The 13,027-nt window shown below is 73.6% G+C and carries 12 protein-coding genes; 2 read left to right on the top strand and 10 right to left on the bottom strand.

What is annotated here, in order from left to right:
* Window positions 1–20: 20 nt before the first annotated feature.
* The 8 genes from ACFP6A_RS03795 to ACFP6A_RS03760 all read right to left on the bottom strand — a co-directional run bounded on the left by ACFP6A_RS03795 (window position 21) and on the right by ACFP6A_RS03760 (window position 8,814).
* Window positions 21–362 (bottom strand): transposase, encoded by a 342-nt coding sequence (locus tag ACFP6A_RS03795; RefSeq protein ID WP_379601663.1) that lies wholly within the window; start codon window positions 360–362, stop codon window positions 21–23.
* A gap of 550 nt (window positions 363–912) precedes the next feature.
* A complete protein-coding gene (locus ACFP6A_RS03790; protein WP_379601662.1) occupies window positions 913–1,689 on the bottom strand; it encodes an SRPBCC family protein in 777 nt (258 codons plus the stop codon).
* Window positions 1,690–1,693: 4 nt separating this feature from the next.
* A complete protein-coding gene (locus tag ACFP6A_RS03785) occupies window positions 1,694–2,557 on the bottom strand; it encodes an FAD binding domain-containing protein (protein ID WP_379601661.1) in 864 nt (287 codons plus the stop codon).
* Complete coding sequence (locus ACFP6A_RS03780; protein WP_379601660.1) at window positions 2,554–5,058, bottom strand: xanthine dehydrogenase family protein molybdopterin-binding subunit; 2,505 nt, start codon at window positions 5,056–5,058, stop codon at window positions 2,554–2,556. The genes ACFP6A_RS03785 and ACFP6A_RS03780 overlap by 4 nt, the downstream gene beginning before the upstream one ends.
* The gene (locus ACFP6A_RS03775; RefSeq protein ID WP_379601658.1) at window positions 5,055–5,552 is read right to left on the bottom strand and encodes a (2Fe-2S)-binding protein; all 498 of its coding nucleotides are present in this window, start codon (window positions 5,550–5,552) and stop codon (window positions 5,055–5,057) included. Before ACFP6A_RS03775 ends, ACFP6A_RS03780 begins: the two co-directional genes overlap by 4 nt.
* Before the next feature lie 130 nt (window positions 5,553–5,682).
* The gene (locus ACFP6A_RS03770) at window positions 5,683–6,813 is read right to left on the bottom strand and encodes an XdhC family protein (protein WP_379601657.1); all 1,131 of its coding nucleotides are present in this window, start codon (window positions 6,811–6,813) and stop codon (window positions 5,683–5,685) included.
* Window positions 6,806–7,912, bottom strand: coding sequence for a VWA domain-containing protein (locus tag ACFP6A_RS03765; RefSeq protein WP_379601656.1), 1,107 nt, complete (start codon window positions 7,910–7,912; stop codon window positions 6,806–6,808). Before ACFP6A_RS03765 ends, ACFP6A_RS03770 begins: the two co-directional genes overlap by 8 nt.
* 8 nt (window positions 7,913–7,920) lie before the next feature.
* A complete protein-coding gene (locus tag ACFP6A_RS03760; protein WP_379601654.1) occupies window positions 7,921–8,814 on the bottom strand; it encodes an AAA family ATPase in 894 nt (297 codons plus the stop codon).
* A 97-nt stretch (window positions 8,815–8,911) separates the two neighbouring features.
* Between ACFP6A_RS03760 and moaA the strand changes: the two genes are divergently transcribed.
* Both moaA and ACFP6A_RS03750 read left to right on the top strand, forming a co-directional pair.
* Window positions 8,912–9,979: a GTP 3',8-cyclase MoaA gene (moaA, locus tag ACFP6A_RS03755; protein ID WP_379602153.1), complete on the top strand. Its 1,068-nt coding sequence runs from the start codon at window positions 8,912–8,914 to the stop codon at window positions 9,977–9,979.
* A 31-nt stretch (window positions 9,980–10,010) separates the two neighbouring features.
* Entirely contained in the window at window positions 10,011–10,259 is a 249-nt protein-coding gene (locus ACFP6A_RS03750; RefSeq protein WP_379601653.1) for a MoaD/ThiS family protein, read from the top strand.
* A gap of 30 nt (window positions 10,260–10,289) precedes the next feature.
* Here ACFP6A_RS03750 and ACFP6A_RS03745 read toward each other — a convergent pair whose 3' ends face one another.
* Window positions 10,290–10,703 (bottom strand): molybdenum cofactor biosynthesis protein MoaE, encoded by a 414-nt coding sequence (locus ACFP6A_RS03745; RefSeq protein WP_379602151.1) that lies wholly within the window; start codon window positions 10,701–10,703, stop codon window positions 10,290–10,292.
* 100 nt (window positions 10,704–10,803) lie between these two features.
* The gene (locus tag ACFP6A_RS03740; RefSeq protein ID WP_379601652.1) at window positions 10,804–13,026 is read right to left on the bottom strand and encodes a glycogen debranching N-terminal domain-containing protein; all 2,223 of its coding nucleotides are present in this window, start codon (window positions 13,024–13,026) and stop codon (window positions 10,804–10,806) included.
* Window position 13,027 lies beyond the last annotated feature (1 nt).

Raw genomic sequence — 13,027 nt, 5'->3', positions numbered from 1 at the left:
GCGACGACCACCACGACGGCTCAGTCGCAACCTCGCCGGGTCAGCCACCACGTGACCAGGGCAGTGATGAGGACGGCGACCGCTGTCGTGCCGTACCGCTCCACCACCCCGGGGCCGAGGGCCGTCCCCAGGTCGAGGTCGGCGCTCCTCGTCCGGACCGCACTGTCCGCTGGTGGACGACCTGCTGGGCTGGTCGACGTCCCCTCCCTGGGCCCGGTGTCCCTTCCGTCCTGGTTCAACCAGCGACGCAGACCAGACTCGCTGATCCCGAGGTCCTTGGCGACCCGGGCGACGGAAGCGCCCGGCTGACGAGCCAGGTCGACAGCCCTCCGGCGGAACTCCGGCGGGTACGGTGCGGGCATCCCGGACTCCTCCAAGCAACGGATCAGACGTGCGCCTCAGCGTGCGTGGCTCTTCAGTTCGCCAATCTTCCGGACGGGCTGACTCGTTGCTGGACACACCCACCAGGCGTCGTTGTCAATGACGCGTGGGTCCAGCGGATGCGCCCGGGGGTGCATCGGACACTCGGGAACGCCAACTCGTAGTGTCTCGATCACGGCGTCTTGCACGCCGCTCGCGACGGCAGCTAGGCGCTCATGGTCAGGCTGAGCCGCATCTACCCCGAACCCGGTGACGACGTCGCCAACCACGACCTCGACTATCTCCTGCCCCGGCGCACCTGCACGTACTGACATGGTGAACTGGCAAGAGTCGACCATCCCCCAACATTCGTGATCATGCAATCCCGCCACCTCTTCCTGCCGCAGAATGCTGGATTCTGCACGACTCTTACGGCGTGTCGCGCCACCAACCCAGCATTCTGCGAGCCAGACGGTGGCCGCAGGGTGGCGGGATTGCATGATCACGGGGGCCAGGGGGTGCAGGGTGGCGGGATTGCATGATCACGGGGGGTTAGGGGCGGGGGTGGCGGCGGCGGGCGAGCCACCAGGTGATGACCGCGGTGACGACGACGGCGACGACCGTCGTGCCGTACCGGCTCACCAGCGCCGGCCCGACGACCGACCCCAGGTCGAGCTCGGCACTGGTCCTGCGGGCCGCCGGCGGGGCCAGCGGTCGGGGCGGCGGCGTGCTCGGTGCGGGCTTGGCCGCGGGCTCACCCGCGGGCTCGGCCGCAGGGGCGCCGCCGGCCGCAGGCCGCTCGGCAGCTGGCTGCTCGGCCGCCGCAGGCTGCTCGGCCGCCGCCCGCTCGGCAGCTGGCTGCTCGGCCTGGGCCTCCGCCGGGGCAGGGGCGCCCAGCGTCTCGGACAGGCAGGTCGCGAACTGCCCGAGCAGCTTGTCCCCGACGTCGGAGATCACGCCACGGCCGAACTGGGCCGGCCGGCCGGTGATCCGCAGGTCGGTGTCCACGACGCACCGGGTGCCCTCGCCCTCGGGCTCGAGCCGGGCGGTGATGGTGGCGGACGCCGTCCCGTTGCCACGCCTGTCCTTGCCGCTGGCCTCGATGACCGCGCGGTAGGCGTCCCGGTCCCGCTCGAGGAACCGCCCGGTCCCGGTGTAGTGCAGCGAGATCGGCCCGAGCCGCACCTTCGCCAGCCCGGTGAAGTCGTCGCCGTCCATGCTGGTCACCTCGGCGCCCGGCAGGCACGGGGCGATCCGCGGCAGGTCGTTGAACGCCTCCCACGCAGCCTCGACGGGCAGCGGGACGGTGAACGTGTGCTGAAGCTCCATCCGCTCAGGCTCCCGCAGCGGCCAGGACGGCGCGAGCGGTGAGCACCCCGGCGAGGTGGCGGCGGTACTCGGCGTCGCCGTTGGCGTCCTCAGGCGGCTGGGCGCCGTCCGCGGCGGCCGCCGAGGCCTCCTTGACCGCCTCGGCCGTGACGGGCCGGCCGATCAGCGCCTGCTCCGCCGCGGTGGCCCGCACCGGCGTGGACCCCATGTTGGTCAGGCCGATCCGCGCCTCGGCGATGGTGCCGCCCTCGACCCGGACGGCGGCGGCGACCCCGACGATCGCCCACGCCTGCGCCACCCGGGAGAACTTCTCGTAGTGCGCGCCCCACCCGGTGTACTTCGGGACCCGCACCTCGACGAGCAGCTCGTCCTCCCCGACGGCCGTGGTGAACACGTCGATGAAGAAGTCCCGCGCCGGGACGGTGCGGCGTCCGCCCGGACCGGCGATGACCATCTCGGCGTCCAGGGCCAGCGCCGGGGCGGGCAGGTCCCCGGCCGGGTCGGCGTGCACGAGGGCGCCCCCGAACGTGCCGCGGTGACGCACCTGCGGGTCGGCCACGGTCTCGGTGGCCAGCGCGACGAGCAGCGCGTGCTCGCGGACCAGCGGGTCGCGGACGACGTCCGCGTGCGTGGTCATGGCGCCGATGACGAGGGCGTCCCCGTCGTCCCGGACGCCGGACAGGTCGGCGGCCCGGGACAGGTCGACGACGACCTCGGGGGCGGCCAGGCGCATCCGCATCACCGGCAGCAGGCTCTGCCCGCCGCCGAGGACCTTGACGTCGGCCCCGGACGACGAGAGGTCACCGAGCAGCTGCACGGCGGCCTCGGCGGACTCCGGGGCGTGGTAGTCGAACCGGGCCGGGATCACCGGGCACCTCCCTGCGCGTCGTGGGCGTCGTCCTGGGCCCCGCTGACGGACTGCGAGGACTGGACCGGCTGCGCCCAGTGCTCGTCCTGGCGGGAGGTCTCCCCGCCGCCGGCGCCGTGCACCGCCCGCCACACCCGTTGCGGGGTCATCGGCATCTCGACGTCCTGCACCCCGTACGGGCGCAAGGCGTCGACGACGGCGTTGACCACCGCCGGGGTCGACGCGATCGTCCCGGCCTCCCCGACGCCCTTGACACCCAACGGGTTCGTCGTCGACGGGGTCTCGGTGCGGTCCAGGGTGAAGTGCGGCAGGTCCGGGGCACCCGGCAGGAGGTAGTCGACGAACGTCGCGGTCGTCAGCGTGCCCTGCTCGTCGTAGACGGCCTCCTCGTACAGCGCCTGCGCGATGCCCTGGGCCAGGCCGCCGTGCACCTGCCCCTCGACGATGAGCGGGTTCACCACCCGGCCGACGTCGTCCACCGCGACGTACCGGCGGATGGTGACCCGGCCGGTCTCGGTGTCGACCTCGGTTGCGCACAGGTGGGTGCCGTGCGGGTAGGAGAAGTTGTCCGGGTCGTAGGTGGCGTCGGAGTCCAGGCTCGGCTCGACGCCGTCCGGCAGGTCGTGGGCGGCGAACACGGCGAAGGCGACGTCGGCCATGCTCGTGCCCTTGTCGGTGCCGCGGACGGAGAACCGGCCGCCGGAGAACTCCAGGTCGTCGGGGTCGGCCTCGAGCATGTGGGCCGCGACGACTTTCGCCTTCTGGACGACCTTCTCGGCCGCCTTGACCACGGCGATCCCACCGACGACGAGGGACCGCGAGCCGTAGGTGTCCATGCCCTTGTGGGCGATCTGGGTGTCGCCGTGCAGCACCTCGACGTCCTCGAACGGGACGCCGAGCTGGTCGGCGACGATCTGGCTCCACGCCGTCTCGTGGCCCTGGCCGTGCGCGCTCGAGCCGGTGAGGACCTCGACCTTGCCGGTGGGCAGCATCCGGATGCTCGCGGACTCCCAGCCGCCGGCGCTGTAGGACAGGGCGCCGAGCACCCGGGACGGCGCCAGCCCGCACATCTCGGTGAACGTCGAGACACCGATGCCGAGCTGGACCGGGTCGCGGCGCTCGCGCCGCTCGGCCTGCTCGCGGCGCAGCTCGTCGTAGCCGAACAGCTCCTTGGCCCGGGCGGTGGCGGCCTCGTAGTTGCCGGAGTCGTACTCGAGCCCGGCGACCGTCGTGAACGGGAACTCCTCGTGCCGGATCCAGTTCCGCTCCCGGACGACGAGGGGGTCCTCGCCGAGCTCGGCGGCGAGCTCGTCCATGAGCCGCTCGATCGCGAACGTGGCCTCGGGTCGGCCGGCGCCGCGGTAGGCGTCGGTCCACGCCTTGTTGGTGAACACGTTCGTGCAGGTGAACCGGTAGGCGGGGAACTTGTAGATGGCGTTGAACATGAACGCGCCGAGGATCGGCACGCCCGGGGTGACCAGACCGAGGTAGGCGCCCATGTCGGCAAGCAGGTCGACCTTGAGGCCGGTGACCCGCCCGTCCTTGGTCGCCGCCAGCGTGAGCCGCTGCACCTGGTCGCGGCCGTGGTGGGCGGTGAGGATGGACTCGGTGCGGGTCTCGGTGTACTTCACCGGCTTGCCGAGCCGCTTGGCGACGAGCAGGGTCGCGACCTCCTCGGGGGTCACCTGCAGCTTGCCGCCGAACCCGCCGCCGACGTCGGGGGCGATGACCCGCAGCTTGCTCTCCGGCGTCCCGGTGGTCAGCGCGAGCATGACCCGCAGGATGTGCGGCACCTGGGTCGCCGACCACATCGTGATCTGCTCGCCGGTCGGGTCGACGATGACCGAGCGGGGCTCCATGAACGCCGGGACCAGCCGCTGCTGGCGGAACCGTCGCTCGATGACGACGCCCTCGCGCCGGGCGGTCTCGATGGCCGCGTCGACGTCGTCGCCGGTGCCGGCCTCGGCGGAGTCGAACACCCACGTCGCCGAGGCGTTCGTGCCGAGGTCCGGGTGGGCCAGGTCGGCGCCGTCCTGCACGGCCGCCTCGATGTCGAGGACGACGGGCAGCTCCTCGTACTCGACGTCGACGAGCTCGAGGGCGTCCCGGGCGGCGGCCGCGCTGCGGGCGACGACGACCGCGACGGCCTCCCCGGCGAACGCCACCCGGTCCACGGCGAGGGCGGGGTGACGGGGCGACTTCATGTCCGGGGTGATCGGCCACGCGCACGGCAGGCTGCCCTGCTCGTCGTCCAGGTCCTGCCCGGTGAGCACGGCCACGACGCCCTCGGCCGCCCGCGCGGCCGACACGTCGATGCTGGTGATCCGGGCGTGGGCGAACGGGCTGCGCACGAACGCCGCGTGCAGCATCCCGGGCAGCACGATGTTGTCGGTCCAGCGGGTCCGGCCGGTGATGAGCCGGCGGTCCTCCTTGCGCCGCCGGGCGCGGCCGAGCTCGGCCCCCGAGCCGTCGGTGGCGGGGCGGTCCTCCAGGGTCGTCACAGCGCGCCCTCCTTCGTCCGGTCGTCGGCCGACCCGTTGGCGGCGGCGAGCACGGCGGCGACGATGTTCTGGTAGCCGGTGCAGCGGCACAGGTTGCCCTCGAGGCCCTCACGGACCTCGGTCTCGGTCGGTGACGGGTTCTCCTGGAGCAGCGCGGTCGCCGCCATGATCATCCCGGGCGTGCAGAACCCGCACTGCAGGGCGTGGTTCTCGTGGAAGGCCCGCTGGACGGGGTGCAGGTCGCCGTCCGGGGCCAGCCCCTCGATGGTCGTCACCTCGCAGCCGTCGGCCTGGACGGCGAGCACGTTGCAGGACTTCACGCTGCGCCCGTCCAGGTGCACTGTGCAGGCCCCGCAGTTCGAGGTGTCGCAGCCGACCACCGTCCCCACCTTGCCGAGCGTCTCGCGCAGGTAGTGCACGAGCAGCGTGCGGGGCTCTACGTCGTCGGTGTACGAGACCCCGTCCACTGTCACGTTGATCCGTCGTGTCGTCACCGATCCGCCTCCACTGTGTGTGATCCGGGTTACGGCGATCCAACGCGGTCCGGTGGCCTGCGCGCAAGGGGTCGGGCCACGTGGATCGGACGTTCGGTCCGGACTGTGGGCACCGGCCCCGGCCAGTGGGTCAGTGCCGGTGGATGGCCCCGGCCGTCTCGGTGAGCCGGTCGCCGGTGCCACCCCACTCGGTGGAGATGATCTCGGCGGCGATGGAGACGGCGGTCTCCTCGGGGGTGCGGGCTCCGAGGTCGAGCCCGATCGGGGAGGACAGGCGGGCCAGCTCGTCGTCGGTGAGGCCGGCGTCGCGCAGCCGGGCGAGCCGGTCCTCGTGGGTGCGCCGGGACCCCATCGCCCCGATGTAGCCGACCTCGGGCAGTCGCAGGGCGACCTGCAGGACGGGGACGTCGAACTTGGGGTCGTGGGTGAGGACGGCGAGGACGGTGCGCCGGTCGATGCGGCCGGCCTCGGCCTCGGCGGCGAGGTAGCGGTGGGGCCAGGACACGACGACCTCGTCGGCGTCGGGGAACCGTGACCGGGTGGCGAACACCGGCCGGGCGTCGCAGACCGTGACCCGGTAGCCGAGGAAGGTCCCGATCCGGGCCAGGGCTGCGGCGAAGTCGATGGCGCCGAAGACGATCATCCGCGGCCGAGGCGCGTACGACGAGACGAAGACCCGGGCGCCCTCCCCGCGGCGTTCGCCGTCCGGGCCGTAGCCGAGCGTCTCGGTGCGCCCGGCGGCCAGCAGGCCGCGGGCGTCGTCGGTGACGGCGGCGTCGAACCGGGGGGAGCCGAGACTGCCCCGGGTCGGGGTGCCGGCGTCCTGCGGCCGGACGACGATCCGGGCCCCGACCCGGTCGGGGTCGGGGTGCTCCACGAGGGTGGCGACCGCGACCGGTCGACCCGCCTCGACGTCGTCCGCGACCTCGTCGAGGTCGGGGAACGTCGCCGGGTCGACCTGCTCGACGAACACGTCGAGGATCCCGCCGCAGGTCAGGCCGACGGCGAAGGCGTCGTCGTCGCTGACGCCGTAGCGCTGCAGGACCGGCCGGCCGCCGCCGAGCACCTGCTCGCCCAGCTCGTAGACGGCTCCCTCGACGCACCCGCCGGAGACCGAGCCGACCGCCTCGCCGTCCGGTCCGACGAGCATCGCCGCCCCCGCCTGCCGGGGCGCGGACTTCCAGGTCGCGACGACCGTTCCCATCGCGACCGGACGGCCCTCGCGCCACCAGGCGAGGAGCTGCGGCAGGACGTCACGCACGGCGGACCACCTCCAGGACGTGCTCGAACGCGGCCATCGAGTGACCGGCCACGAAGTCGTCAACGTGGGGAAGCACCGCGGTGATCCCCTGCTGCACCGGCAGGTAGCCGGCCTTGCCCCGGTGCGGGTTGACCCACACCAGCCGGCGGGACAGCCGCTGCAGCCGCTGCACCTGCTCGCCGAGCTGGGTGGCGTCGCCGCGCTCCCAGCCGTCGGAGAAGACCACGAGGACGGCGCCCCGGGCCAGGCCGCGTTGGCCCCACCGGTCCGCGAACGCCTGCAGCACCTCGCCGAGCCGGGTGCCGCCGGACCAGTCGGGGACGAGCCGGCCGGCCGCGGCGAGCGCCGCCTCCGGGTCGCGGTGGGCGCGCAGCGCCGGGGTGAGACGGGTGAGCCTGGTGCCGACGGTGAACACCTCGACCCGGCCGCCGCCGGCCATCCCGGAGCGCAGCACCCGGTGGGCGAGGCGCAGCAGGGCGTCGGCGTACGGGGACATCGACCCGGACACGTCGACGAGCAGCACCACCCGCCGCGGGCGGGTGGTCCGCCGGCGCCACCGCACCGGCCCGACCTCGCCGCCGCGGCGCATCTGCTCGCGCAGGGTGCGCCGGGCGTCCATCTCACCGTGGCCAGTGGGTCGGCGACGGGCCGCGCGCCGGTCGGGCAGGGTCACCGGCAGGGCGGCGAACAGCCGCGCCATCTGGGCCCGCTCGGCGGCGGACAGCTCGGCGACGTCACGGTGCCGCAGCACCTCCGAGTCGCTGGCCACGGCCCGGACGACGTCGCTGCGGCCGTCGCCGCTTCCCTCCCCCTCACCGGTGAGCGGCGCGGCAGGCACCACCCGGACCGGCGGCGCGCTGCGCCGTCCACCTCGTTCCAGGCGGCCGGAGAACCAGGCGTCGAAGACCTTGTCGTAGACCGCGACGTCCTCGGGCTCGGAGCACAACGTGGCCCGACCGGCCCAGTACACGCCGTCGCGCGTGTCGGCGCCCACCTCCGCGACCGCGGCCACGAACGCGGCCGTCCGGTCGGCGGTGACGGCCAGGTCGGCGGCCCGCAGCGCCCGGGCGAAGCCGACCAGGGTCGTCTCGACGTCCACGGGCACGGCTACCCGGCCATGAGCCGGTCGAGCTGGTTGCGCACCCGGTCGGCGTCCTCGCGGTACTTCAGCACCGCGCCCAGCGTCGTGGCCGCGACGTCCGGGTCCAGGTCGCTGCGCCCCAGGGCGTGCAGGGCGGCGGCCCAGTCGAGGGACTCGGCGACACCCGGCGGCTTGAGCAGGTCCTCGCCGCGCAGCCGGTGGACGGCGCGCGCCACCTGGTCGGCGAGCCGCTCCGGCAGCTCGGGCATCCGGGTCCGCAGGATCTCCACCTCACGCTCCAGGCCGGGGTGCTCGACCCAGTGGTAGAGGCAGCGCCGCTTGAGGGCGTCGTGCACCTCCCGGGTGCGGTTGGAGGTCAGGACGACGAGCGGCGGGGTCTTCGCGTGGATCGTGCCCACCTCGGGGATGGTGACCGCGTTCGTCGAGAGCACCTCAAGCAGGAACGCCTCGAACTCGTCGTCCGCCCGGTCGATCTCGTCGACGAGGAGTACCGAGGGGGCGGTGCGCAGCGCCTGCAGGACGGGCCGCTCGAGCAGGAACCGCTCGGCGAACAGGTCCTGCTCCACGGCGCCGATGTCCATCCCGTCGGGGCCGCTCGTCGCCTCCAGGGCGCGCAGGTGCAGGACCTGCCGGGGGAAGTCCCAGTCGTAGAGCGCCTGGGTGGCGTCGATGCCCTCGTAGCACTGCAACCGGATCAGCGTGGCGCCCAAGGTCTGCGCCAGCGCCTCGGCGAGCGCCGTCTTGCCGGTGCCGGGCTCTCCTTCGAGCAGGATCGGCCGGTGCAGTCGCAGGGCGAGCCAGGCGACGGTGGCCAGTCCCTCGTCGGCGAGGTAGCCGGTTTCGCGTAGCGCGTCGGCGAGCGCGGCCGGGGTCTGCAGCTGGTCGGTGCTGTGGCTCACCCCCGCAGCATCCCTCATCCGGACGCCGTCGGGGAGGGCGGTGCCTGACAACTGGGGGCCGCGGACTTACCCTGGCGGGGTGACGGTCCCACTCGGCATGCCGCGACTGCGTGGTGGCACTGCGCCCGGCCTGCCGGCCGACCGGCCTGCCGACCCACGGCTCGTCGACCAGTTCGGCCGCGCGGCGACCGACCTGCGGGTGTCGCTGACCGACCGGTGCAACCTGCGCTGCGCGTACTGCATGCCCGAGGAGGGACTGCAGTGGATGGCCGACGAGCGGGTCCTCACCGACGACGAGGTGGTGCGACTCGTCACTCTGGCGGTGCAGCGGTTCGGCGTCGACGAGGTGCGGTTCACCGGCGGTGAGCCGCTGCTGCGCCGCGGCCTGGAGGACATCATCGCGGCGACGTCCGCGCTGCGGACCGCTCAGGGGCGCGCCCCGGAGACGTCTCTGACGACGAACGGGCTGGGACTGGCCCGCCGGGCCGACCGGCTCGCCGCCGCGGGGCTGACCCGGCTCAACGTCTCCCTCGACACCCTGCGCGCCGACCGGTTCCGCACGATCACCCACCGGGACCGGCTCGACGACGTGCTCGACGGGGCCCGGGCCGCGGCGCGGGCGGGCCTGGCACCGGTGAAGATCAACACCGTGCTGCTGCGCGGCATCAACGACGACGAGGCACCGGACCTGCTGCGCTGGGCGCTGCGGGAGGGCTACCAGCTACGCTTCATCGAGCAGATGCCGCTGGACCCTCAGGGCGCCTGGGACCGCGACTCGATGGTGACCGCCGACGAGATCCTGGCCCACCTGGAGGCCGAGTTCGACCTGCACCACGACGACCCGGCGACCCGCGGCTCTGCCCCGGCGGAGACCTGGCACGTCACCGACGGGACGCACATCGGCACGGTCGGGATCATCGCGTCGGTGACCCGGCCGTTCTGCGGGGACTGCGACCGGACCCGGCTGACCGCCGACGGGCAGGTCCGGAACTGCCTGTTCGCGACGTCCGAGACCGACCTGCGGACGATGCTGCGCGACGGCGCCTCCGACGACGAGATCGCCGACGCGTGGCGGGCGGCGATGTGGGGCAAACGTCCCGGGCACGGGATCGACGACCCGTCGTTCCTGCACCCCACCCGCCCGATGTCTGCCATCGGCGGCTGAGACGGGTGCCGCTTCGAAGGAGCCTGCTGTCGTGATCGTCTCGGTGCGCTACTTCGCGGGCGCGGCGGCTGCGGCCGGCGTCCCGGAGGAGAAGGTGGAGGTCCCCTCGGGGACCACGGTGTCGGCGCTGTGCGAGCACCTGGCCGGCCGGCACCCGCGGCTGGCGCCGGTGCTCGAGGTCGCGAGCGTGCTCGTCGACGAGGTGAGCGTGCGCGACCGCGACGCCGTCGTGCCGGACGGCGCCGCGGTCGACGTCCTGCCCCCGTTCGCGGGCGGTTAGGGCCCGGTCAGGGCCCCTCGGCAGGCGCGGTCACGGACAGGCGACCCACTCCTGGGACCCGTCCGCGAGCTGCTGTTGCTTCCACACCGGCAGGCGACGCTTGACCTCCTCGACGACCGCCGAGCACGCGGCGAACGCCTCCTGGCGGTGTGCCGCGGACACTGCGACGACGAGCGCGGCGTCCCCGATCTCCAGCCGGCCGAGCCGGTGGGAGGCGGCGACGGCGTCCACCGGATGGTCCCGGACGACCTCGGCGAGCACCTCCTGCAGGACCTGCGGGGCGGCCGGGTGGCCGACGTACTCGATGCTCTCGACCCGGCGGCCGTGGTCGTGGTCGCGGACCACGCCGGCGAACGTCACCACCGCGCCCGCTGCCGCGTCGTCGACCTCGGCCGCGTGCTCCTCGACGTCCAGGGGTGCCTCGGTGACCACCGCGCGTACCACCCGCCGGGCCGGGGCGTCGACCCGGGAGGTGTCCGGGGTGTAGGCAGTGTCGCCGTGCAGGGCCGGGTGGTCCTCGGTCCGCGCTGGTCCAGTCACCGGGTCAGCGTACGGCCGGGGAGACACCGAGTGGGGCAGTGGCCTCACCGGTCCCAGCCGGGCTGGGTGCGGCGCTCCGGTCGGCCGGCCGAGCAGGAGGACGCCGTTCGGCCGCCGTGGCGGCACCCTTCAGCACCCAACCATCGGGCAGGCCCGAGACGCTAGCCGAGTCCTCGGTCGCGTCGATCCTGATCTGACCGTGTCCCACGTCAAGACCGTCCAGCTCGATGCGTCCCCACGCCACCGGCAACCGAGGCCGCAGCGTGAGGGTTCGCGAGGGGACGTCCAGGTCGAGCCCGAGGAGTGCCCGCACGAGCATCAGCGGTGCGGCGCTCGCCCAGGCCTGCGGCGAACAGGACGTCGGGTACGGCACCGGCTGGTCGAACCTGTCCCGGGAGAAGCCGCAGAACAGCTCGGGGAGCCGGCCCCCGAACGCCGCGGCCGCGTCGAGCAGCCCGTTGGCCAGCCGGTGCGCCAGCTCCACGGCTCCGGGCAGGTGGGCGTACCGCATGAGGCCGGCCACGGCGATCGCGGTGTCGTGCGGCCACACCGACCCGTTGTGGTAGCTCATCGGGTTGTAGGCGCCCATGTCCGAGGCCAGCGTGCGCAGGCCGTACCCGGAGTCCATGCGCGGGTCGGCCAGCCGCTCGACCAGCGCGGCCGCGTGCTCGTCGCTGACGATGCCGCTCCACAGGCAGTGACCGACGTTGCTGGTGAGGGCGTCGAGCGGTCGCTTGTCACGGTCCAGGGCCACGGCGAACCAGCCCTGGTCGGGCAGCCAGAAGGCCTCGGCGAACGCGGTGCGTAACTCAGTGGCGCGGGCCCGCAGGCGCGCAGCGGTGGCCTGGTCGCCGAAGGCCTCGGCGAGGTCGGCGCGGGCCAGGTACGCGGCGTAGGCGTACCCCTGCACCTCGCACAGCGCGATCGGTGCGACGCCGAGACGTCCGGCGGCGTCGTTGATCCCGTCGAAGCTGTCCTTCCAGCCCTGGTTGGCCAGTCCGCGGTCGGTGGCACGCCGGTACTCCACGAACCCGTCGCCGTCCCGGTCGCCGTACTCGTCCATCCACTTCACGGCGGCGTCGGCGGCCGGCAGCAGGTCATGGACCACCTGCTCGCGAAGACCCCACCTCCAGGCCTCGGCCAGGAGCACGACGAACAGCGGCGTGGCGTCGACGGTGCCGTAGTAGTGGCTGCCGCCCAGGGCGGTGTCCCGGTCGGGACCCAGCCGCAGCTCGTGCAGGATGCGCCCGGGTTCCTCCTCGGTGGGCGGGTCGACCCGCCGGCCCTGCCACCGGGCAAGCGTCTGCAGCGTGCCCTGCGCCAGCGACGTCTCCAGCGGCAGGGCCATGTAGCTGGTGAGCAGGCTGTCACGGCCGAACAGCGTCATGAACCACGGCGCTCCGGCCGCGACCACCGGTTGGTCGCCGGGCAGGTCGTGGATCTGGAGGACGCCGAGGTCGTCCTTGCTGCGCCGCAGGGTCTCGGCGAGCACCGGAAGGTCGGCGGTGATCGTCGTGCTGGTCTGGTGCCACTGGCGCAGCTGCCGGGCCGGTCGACTGGTCTCCACTGCTTTCCCGCGGTTGTCTCTGGGCGGCAGTCCGAGGCCGTCGAGCAGCGGCTGTGCGGTGATCTCGGTGGACCAGGTGGCGCGTGGTGGCACGACCACCCGCCAGGTGAAGCCTGCCGGGGTGACGGTGGGGCTCTCGGTAGCGGTCATCCGCAGTCCGCGTTCGCCGTCGGCCGCGGTCAGGACGAGCGAGTCGCCGTCGACCTGGACGTTCCCCTCCCCGGGGCCGGACCGGCCCTCCTTGACCGCGAACAGGTCGGCGAAGTCGGCACTCACCCACAGCGACAGGGTGGCCGTCGTGGCTTCCGCTCCCAGGTTCTCCACGGTCACGACCTCATGGAGGCCGTCGGCCACCAGCCGCTCCCGGACCAGCAGCAGGGTGCTGTCCGCCCGACCGGGGACGGGCGGCCGGCGCAGCAGGAACCGGGCTCTGTAGGCGTCCTGGCTCAGCACCGACAGGGGGGACGGCGGTGCACCGTCGAGGCGGAGCTCGAGTCGGGACAGCACTCGTGCGTCGCGGAAGAACAGGCCCTGCGCGCCACCGGGGACGACGTCCCCGGTGGCCTCGGACAGGCAGAACGTGGCACCCGCGACGAGCGTGACGAGCCCGCTGTCAGCTGACAGAACAACGGGTTCTGCGGCGTTCAGCGGCGCGGCCACG

It is taken from the genome of Quadrisphaera sp. GCM10027208 (genome assembly GCF_042658805.1).
GTDB lineage: Bacteria > Actinomycetota > Actinomycetes > Actinomycetales > SCSIO-59966 > SCSIO-59966.
Note: the sequence above shows the minus strand (reverse complement) of the source record. Positions and strands in the feature narration are given on the sequence as shown.

Excerpts from the sequence above, each read along its gene's own strand:
- moaA (WP_379602153.1), top strand. The coding sequence starts at position 8,912 with ATGCCGCGACTGCGTGGTGGCACTGCGCCCGGCCTGCCGGCCGACCGG.
- ACFP6A_RS03795 (WP_379601663.1), bottom strand. The coding sequence starts at position 362 with ATGCCCGCACCGTACCCGCCGGAGTTCCGCCGGAGGGCTGTCGACCTG.
- ACFP6A_RS03790 (WP_379601662.1), bottom strand. The coding sequence starts at position 1,689 with ATGGAGCTTCAGCACACGTTCACCGTCCCGCTGCCCGTCGAGGCTGCG.